We start from the raw sequence: 7410 nt of genomic DNA, 5'->3' as shown, positions 1-7410 counted from the left end.
GGCCCCGGCTCCGGTCGAGGTCGCGCCGGCCCCCGAGCCAGTCGCCCCCGAGCCGACCTTCGAGGCGCCTTCGGAGCCGGTCTTCGAGCAAGCCTTGGAGCAAGCCTCGGAGCAAGCCTTCGAGCCGGTGGTCGAAGCCCCGGCGTCGCCGGTCGCGGCGATGCCGGTCGTCGGCCGCCCGCACCTGATCGCCGCCGGCCGTCACCTCGCCATCGCCTCGGTGGAGAACGCCGACTACGAGCTGCCCGCCCTCGACCTGCTCGCCATGCCCGTGCCCGGCGAAAGCCCGGAGGTCGACGCCGACGTGCTGGAGCAGAACGCGCTCAACCTGCAGCAGACGGTCCAGGATTTCGGCGTACGCGGCGACATCCTCGCGGTGCGCCCCGGCCCGGTCGTGACTCTCTACGAATTGGAGCCGGCCCCCGGCACCAAGTCCTCCCGGGTGATCGGCCTCGCCGACGACATCGCCCGCTCGATGTCGGCGGTCTCGGCCCGCGTCGCCGTGGTTCCCGGCCGCAACGCCATCGGCATCGAGCTGCCGAACGCGCGGCGCGAGACGGTTTACCTGCGCGAGCTGCTCTTGGCCTCGGACTTCGTCGAGACCAAGCACAAGCTCGCGCTTTGCCTCGGCAAGAACATCGGCGGCGAGCCGATCATCGCCGACCTCGCCCGCATGCCGCACCTGCTGGTGGCCGGCACCACCGGCTCGGGCAAGTCGGTGGCGATCAACACCATGATCCTCTCGCTGCTCTACCGGATGAAGCCGGAAGAGTGCCGCCTGATCATGGTCGACCCGAAGATGCTGGAGCTGTCCGTCTACGACGGCATCCCGCACCTGCTCTCCCCCGTCGTCATCGACCCGAAGAAGGCGGTCATCGCCCTCAAGTGGGCCGTGCGCGAGATGGAGGAGCGCTACAAGAAGATGTCCAAGGTCGGCGTGCGCAACATCGACGGGTTCAACGCCCGGCTCGACGAGGCGCGCCAGCGTGGCGAGGTCCTGACCCGCACCGTCCAGACCGGGTTCGACCGGCAGACCGGCGAGGCCGTCTACGAGAACGAGGAGATGGACCTCTCCCCGTTGCCCTACATCGTGATCGTGGTCGACGAGATGGCCGACCTGATGATGGTGGCCGGCAAGGACATCGAGGGCGCGATCCAGCGCCTGGCGCAGATGGCGCGGGCGGCCGGCATCCACCTGATCATGGCGACGCAGCGTCCGTCGGTGGACGTGATCACCGGCACGATCAAGGCGAACTTCCCGACGCGGATCAGCTTCCAGGTGACGAGCAAGATCGACTCGCGCACGATCCTCGGCGAGATGGGCGCCGAGCAGCTCTTGGGCCAGGGCGACATGCTGTTCATGGCCGGCGGCGGCCGCACGACGCGGGTGCACGGGCCGTTCTGCTCGGACTCGGAGGTCGAGAGCGTGGTCGCCCACCTCAAGCGCCAGGGTCGGCCGGCCTACCTCGAGGCGGTCACCGCCGACGACGGGTCGGAGGACGCTCCCAAGGGCTCGGCCCCGGCCGCAGGCCGCGGCGGCGACGCGCTGGAAGTGGACGGCGCGGTGTTCGACCAGGGCTCGTTCGGCGAGGCCGGCGGCGACCTCTACGACCAGGCCGTCCAGGTCGTGCTGCGCGACAAGAAGGCGTCCACAAGCTACATCCAGCGCCGCCTGCAGATCGGCTACAACCGCGCCGCCTCGATCATGGAGCGCATGGAGCAGGAGGGCATCGTCGGCGGTGCCAACCATGCCGGCAAGCGCGAGATCCTGGTCGAAGCCGAGGGCTGAGGCGCCCAGCGCGCGCCCCGCGCCGACGCTGTCCACAGGCGTGTGCGACCGATCGCGGCGGACTTGTGCGGGACCAGGAACCGCACCGGCTGAGGCCGGTTCCCCCGATCCGGACGGCGATCTGCCTCCGGCATCGGCAACCGTGCCGCAAAATTCATCGCAGACGCGGGTTCTCATGCTTTCCTACGCGGACAACCGCGGGTTTTCGCTCGCCACCGACCTGTCCACCCTGCACCCGGCGCCAATCCGGATGCCGCGGGACGACGCCGACCATCCGCTGGCGGCGCAGTTCCGGGACTTCATCCGGGCGCAGCCCTTCCCTTGCGTCGGCGCCAAGTCGGCCCTGTCGCGGGGGCGGATGAAGATCGTGGTCGCCCGGGACATCACCTCCGGCTGGGACGACACGCGCATCTATCCGGCGCTGCTGGCGTTCATCGCCCGCTACCGTGCCCAGCCCGACCTGTTCCAGAGCTTCGCCATCGTGTTCGAGGGGCCCGGCGACCTCTCAGAGCAGGCCTTCGAGGAGAACCTGTGGGCGCGGGCGCAATCGCTCTCGGACAAGGACGGCTTCCTCGGCCAGGCCTACGACCGGCGCGTCTCCGCCGACCCGGAGGACGCGCACTTCTCGCTCAGCTTCGGCGGCGAGGCGTTCTTCATCGTCGGCCTTCATCCGGGCGCGAGCCGGCCGGCCCGGCGCTTCAGTTCGCCGGTCCTGGTCTTCAACCTCCACGACCAGTTCGAGCGGCTCCGCGCGGAAGGCCGCTACGAGAAGCTGCGCGAGAACATCCTGGCGCGCGACGCGGCCTTCGCCGGCTCGCTCAACCCGATGCTGTCCCGGCACGGCGAGGTCTCGGAGGCGCGCCAGTACAGCGGGCGTGCGGTCGATTCCGACTGGGCCTGCCCGTTCAGCGGGCGCACGAAGGGCGGCGGCGATGTCTGAGGCGCATTCGGCCTGCGGGCACCACACCATCGCGCCGCGCTCGGGCACGGCCTTCACCCTCGACAAGGGCCAGTTCCTAGTGGTCACCGACCCGCAGGGCGAGCAGGTCGCGGACTTGCTGGCGTTCAACCGCGGCGACCTCGACGAGGTGATCTCGTCGGGCCGGACGCTGGATTACGCCAGCCGGATCTACCTGACGACGGGCGACCCGCTCTACTCGAACCGCTCGAACGTGATGCTGCGCATCGTCGAGGACACGGTCGGCCGGCACGACTTCCTCCTGACGCCGTGCTCGGCCGACACCTTCCGCATCATCTACGGCGACGCCGAGCCGCATCGCGGATGCTTCGGCAACCTCGCGGCCGCCCTCGAACCCTTCGGCATCGGGCCGGACCGCATCCCGGTGGCGTTCAACGTCTTCATGAACGTCACCGTCGACGGGCACACGGGCGCGCTGAAGGTCGAGCCGCCCCTGAGCCGCGCCGGCGACCGGATCGTGTTCGAGGCGATGCAGGACCTCGTGATCGGGCTCACCGCCTGCTCGGCGCTGCAATCGAACAACTTCGCCTTCAAGCCGATCCACTACGCGGTCGAGGCGTCCTGGCCACTGAGGGCCTGAGCGCCGCGTCGGCGGGAACCTTGCGGCCACCACACGCGTCGCCCTCCTGCGGCCAAGCTCGGCCGCAGGAGGGCGTTGCCATGACCATCTCGATCTCGCACCTGCAGCCGGTCATCGCGATCCTGGCCGGGATCCTGATCCTGATCGCGCCGCGGCTTCTCAACTACATCGTCGCGATCTACCTCATCGCCGTCGGGGTGATTGGCCTCGGCCTGTTCCGCGGTCTATCCTGATCCCTGCGGAGCCGGTCGCGGCTGACAACCGGCGCGGAGCGTCACGCGGCGGGAGACCTTGGGCGGCGGCGTTCATCTTGCGTTGCAACACCGGATGGTCCAACCCGAACCGATAAGCTCGAGGGCCGAAAACCACCTCGATGCGAGACCCTTTTGACGCAAGATGCCTGGCAACCAGGTCCTCTTGCACGACGGACGGAATCGATATGACGAGCGGCACCGCGAAGTGGGTCTACACCTTCGGCGACGGCAAGGCCGAGGGCAAATCGCAGATGCGCGACCTGCTCGGCGGCAAGGGGGCGAACCTCGCCGAGATGTCCAATCTCGGCCTGCCGGTGCCCCCGGGCTTCACCATCACCACCGAGGTCTGCACCGCCTACTACGAGAACGGGCAGACCTACCCGGCCGAGCTGAAGGCCCAGGTCGCGACCGCCCTGGACCAGGTCGGCGCGATCACCGGCAAGACCTTCGGCGACGCCTCCAACCCGCTTCTCGTCTCCGTGCGCTCGGGCGCCCGCGCCTCGATGCCGGGCATGATGGACACCGTGCTCAACCTCGGGCTGAACGACGCCACCGTCGCGGCGCTCGCCGAGAGCTCGGGCGACCCACGCTTCGCCTACGATTCCTACCGCCGCTTCATCACCATGTACTCGAACGTGGTGCTCGGCGTTGAGCACCACGCCTTCGAGGAGGCGCTGGAGCACTACAAGGAGGGCAAGGGCTTCGACCTCGACACCGAACTCGGCGCCGAGGACTGGAAGCACCTGATCGAGAAGTACAAGACGATCGTCGTCGACGAGCACGGCTCAGCATTTCCCCAAGGCGCCGCGGACCAGCTCTGGGGCGCCATCGGCGCGGTGTTCGACTCGTGGATGATCCCGCGGGCGAAGAAGTACCGCGAGCTCAACGCCATCCCCGAGAGCTGGGGCACCGCCGTCAACGTCCAGGCCATGGTGTTCGGCAACATGGGCGACACCTCGGCCACCGGCGTCGCCTTCACCCGCAACCCGTCCACCGGCGAGCGCGCGCTCTACGGCGAGTTCCTGATCAACGCGCAGGGCGAGGACGTCGTCGCCGGCATCCGCACGCCGCAGGACATCACGGAGAAGGCGAGGCTCGAGGCCAAGTCCGAGAAGCCGTCGATGGAGCGGGCGATGCCCGAATCCTACGCCGAGCTGACGCGGATCTACGAGATCCTCGAAAAGCACTACCGCGACATGCAGGACATGGAGTTCACCATCGAGAGCGGGAAGCTCTGGATGCTCCAGACCCGCAACGGCAAGCGCACCGCCAAGGCGGCGCTCCGCATCGCCGTGGATCTGGCCGGCGAGGGCCTGATCACGCAGGAGGAGGCGATCAGCCGGATCGAGCCCGGCGCCCTCGACCAACTCCTGCACCCGACGATCGACCCGAAGGCCGAGCGCAAAGTGATCGCGCAAGGGCTGCCGGCCTCGCCCGGCGCCGCCACCGGCGAGATCGTGTTCAACTCCGAGGACGCCGAGACCCTGCGCAAGGCCGAGCGCAAGTGCATCCTCGTGCGCATCGAGACGAGCCCCGAGGACATCCACGGGATGCACGCCTCCGAGGGCATCCTGACGACGCGCGGCGGCATGACCAGCCATGCGGCGGTCGTCGCCCGCGGCATGGGCAAGCCTTGCGTGTCGGGCGTCGGCTCGATCCGGATCGACTACAAGGCGCAGACCCTGTCCGTCGGCGGCGTGACCCTCAAGGCCGGCGACCGCATCACCATCGACGGCTCGACGGGGCAGGTGCTCCAGGGCGAGGTGACGATGCTGGCGCCCGAGCTGTCGGGCGACTTCGCCACCCTGATGGGCTGGGCCGACGCCTACCGCACCATGAAGGTGCGCGCCAACGCCGACACCCCGACCGACGCCCGCACCGCCCGCGACTTCGGCGCGGAGGGGATCGGCCTTTGCCGGACCGAGCACATGTTCTTCGAGGGCGACCGCATCATCGCGGTGCGCGAGATGATCCTGGCCGACGACGCGGAAGGCCGCCGCGCGGCGCTCGCCAAGATCCTGCCCTACCAGCGCCAGGACTTCGTCGAGCTGTTCACGATCATGTCGGGCCTGCCCGTCACGATCCGCCTGCTCGACCCGCCGCTGCACGAGTTCCTGCCGCACTCGGACGCCGAGGTACGGGAGGTGATGGACGCCACCGGCATCGCGGAGGACAAGATCCGCCACCGGATGCGCGAGCTTTCCGAGTTCAACCCGATGCTCGGCTTCCGCGGATGCCGCCTCGCTATCGCCTTCCCCGAGATCGCGGAGATGCAGGCCCGCGCGATCTTCGAGGCCGCGATCCAGGCGGCGCAGGAGACCGGGGCGCCGGTCACCCCCGAGGTGATGGTGCCGCTGGTGTTCTCGCGCGCCGAGTTCGACATCGTGAAGGGCCGCATCGACGCCACCGCCAAGGCGGTGTCGGAGGAGGCCGGCAAGGCGATCGACTACCAGGTCGGCACCATGATCGAGCTGCCGCGCGCCGCGCTCAAGGCCAACGAGATCGCGGTGACGGCGGAGTTCTTCTCCTTCGGCACCAACGACCTCACGCAGACGGCGCTCGGCATCTCCCGCGACGACGCGGCGACCTTCCTCGGGCCCTACACGCAGAAGGGCATCCTCGCCGCCGACCCGTTCGTGACGATCGACCAGGAAGGCGTCGGCGAGCTGGTGCGGATCGGCGTCGAGCGCGGCCGCTCGGTCCGCCCCGACATCAAGCTCGGCATCTGCGGCGAGCACGGCGGCGACCCGGCCTCGATCGGCTTCTGCCAGGAGGTCGGCCTCGACTACGTCTCGTGCTCGCCCTACCGCGTGCCGATCGCGCGCCTCGCCGCCGCGCAGGCCGCCCTCGGCAAGGTCTCGGCGAAGGAAGGCTAGGGGGGCTTTCGCGAGGCTCGACCATCGCCGCCGGCGCCGATCCCGGCGCGAATCCCTTCTCCCGCACGGGCGAGAATTCACATATCGCTGCTTCTGGCGGCTCGCTATGCGCGCATCCCCTCGCCCCGCCTGCGGGGAGAGGGCTTTGCCGACCTCGTCGTCGGCGAAGCGAGGCGGCAGCCGAGGGTGAGGGGGCTCGAACGAAAGAGGCTCCTCCGTTCGCGCCCCCTCACCGTCGCTTCGGCTTCGCCTCTCGCTTCCCGGCTGCACGACGAGGTGCAGCCGGGCCTCTGTCCGCAAGCGGGGAGAGGGGAAACCCGCGCCTGTTCCGAAGCTGTACTCCATCAACGAATGCGATGGGCCGGACAGGAGAGCGAGCCGCATCGGCGCCTCCGGCAACCCGCCGTCAACCACCGTAAAAAAACCTGCGAAAATAACGGAACCGGGCCGGCGAACCTCTGCCGTAGGCCTGCGTTGGATGATAGTGACGAACCGGATGCGCGAGAGCGATCGACGGTCCGCCCGGACGTCAGTCATCCGCGGGAACGCCGGCCATGAACGACTCGTCCTCGTCGCAGCTCTATCTCGGGGAAAACCCCCGTACCGTGCTGATCCCGAAGGCGGTCGCGCGGGCCTACCTGTGGCTTGTCGGCGCCGGCACGCTGTTCGGGGTGATCGGCTTCGCCGTGGCGTCCCAGAGCAGCCTCGACGCCGCCCGCATCGCCGGCGCCAACGGCGGCTACGCCGCGACCCTGGTCTCGGCGATGAGCGTCACCCAGGGCCGCCGCCTGCCCTGAGCGAGCGCCGAGGACGCAAGACCTCTCATTCAGCGCGTACCGGGAACCGCCCGGGTCGCCGAGCCCGTGAAGCGCACGGCCGTGAGGTCGTCGCCGGGGCTGCGGCGGCCGAAGCGCGTCGTCACCGTGTCCGGC

At 69.3% G+C, this 7410-nt stretch carries 6 protein-coding genes and 1 pseudogene; 6 read left to right on the top strand and 1 reads right to left on the bottom strand.

Annotation, left to right across the window (positions count from 1 at the left end; genetic code table 11):
• The 5 genes from FV222_RS12680 to ppdK all read left to right on the top strand — a co-directional run.
• The coding region (locus tag FV222_RS12680; protein WP_281406885.1) for a DNA translocase FtsK at positions 1 to 1789 on the top strand (1789 nt) is incomplete at its 5' end.
• A gap of 244 nt (positions 1790 to 2033) precedes the next feature.
• Positions 2034 to 2729, top strand: a complete 696-nt coding sequence (gene gntA / locus FV222_RS12675; RefSeq protein ID WP_147753454.1) for a guanitoxin biosynthesis heme-dependent pre-guanitoxin N-hydroxylase GntA — start codon at positions 2034 to 2036, stop codon at positions 2727 to 2729.
• Positions 2722 to 3348 (top strand): urea carboxylase-associated family protein, encoded by a 627-nt coding sequence (locus tag FV222_RS12670; RefSeq protein ID WP_147753446.1) that lies wholly within the window; start codon positions 2722 to 2724, stop codon positions 3346 to 3348. The genes gntA and FV222_RS12670 overlap by 8 nt, the downstream gene beginning before the upstream one ends.
• Before the next feature lie 80 nt (positions 3349 to 3428).
• Positions 3429 to 3581, top strand: a complete 153-nt coding sequence (locus FV222_RS12665) for a DUF3096 domain-containing protein (RefSeq protein WP_147753445.1) — start codon at positions 3429 to 3431, stop codon at positions 3579 to 3581.
• Between the two features lie 206 nt (positions 3582 to 3787).
• The gene (gene ppdK / locus FV222_RS12660) at positions 3788 to 6478 is read left to right on the top strand and encodes a pyruvate, phosphate dikinase (protein WP_147764241.1); all 2691 of its coding nucleotides are present in this window, start codon (positions 3788 to 3790) and stop codon (positions 6476 to 6478) included.
• Between the two features lie 114 nt (positions 6479 to 6592).
• On the opposite strand, the pseudogene FV222_RS31150 reads toward ppdK, so the two are convergent.
• A pseudogene (locus tag FV222_RS31150) lies at positions 6593 to 6787 on the bottom strand (hypothetical protein); the annotation flags it as partial.
• A gap of 245 nt (positions 6788 to 7032) precedes the next feature.
• Between FV222_RS31150 and FV222_RS12655 the strand changes: the two are divergent.
• The gene (locus FV222_RS12655; RefSeq protein ID WP_147764242.1) at positions 7033 to 7275 is read left to right on the top strand and encodes a hypothetical protein; all 243 of its coding nucleotides are present in this window, start codon (positions 7033 to 7035) and stop codon (positions 7273 to 7275) included.
• Positions 7276 to 7410 lie beyond the last annotated feature (135 nt).

Origin of the sequence: Methylobacterium sp. WL103 (genome assembly GCF_008039885.1) — a bacterium.
GTDB lineage: Bacteria > Pseudomonadota > Alphaproteobacteria > Rhizobiales > Beijerinckiaceae > Methylobacterium > Methylobacterium cerastii.
The sequence above is the reverse complement of the archived record's forward strand: the minus strand, read 5'-3'. Positions and strand labels throughout refer to the sequence as shown.

What these genes read in the sequence shown, in the direction of transcription:
- FV222_RS12670 (WP_147753446.1), top strand. Translation starts at nt 2,722, where the DNA reads ATGTCTGAGGCGCATTCGGCCTGCGGGCACCACACCATCGCGCCGCGC.
- FV222_RS12665 (WP_147753445.1), top strand. Translation starts at nt 3,429, where the DNA reads ATGACCATCTCGATCTCGCACCTGCAGCCGGTCATCGCGATCCTGGCC.
- ppdK (WP_147764241.1), top strand. Translation starts at nt 3,788, where the DNA reads ATGACGAGCGGCACCGCGAAGTGGGTCTACACCTTCGGCGACGGCAAG.
- FV222_RS12655 (WP_147764242.1), top strand. Translation starts at nt 7,033, where the DNA reads ATGAACGACTCGTCCTCGTCGCAGCTCTATCTCGGGGAAAACCCCCGT.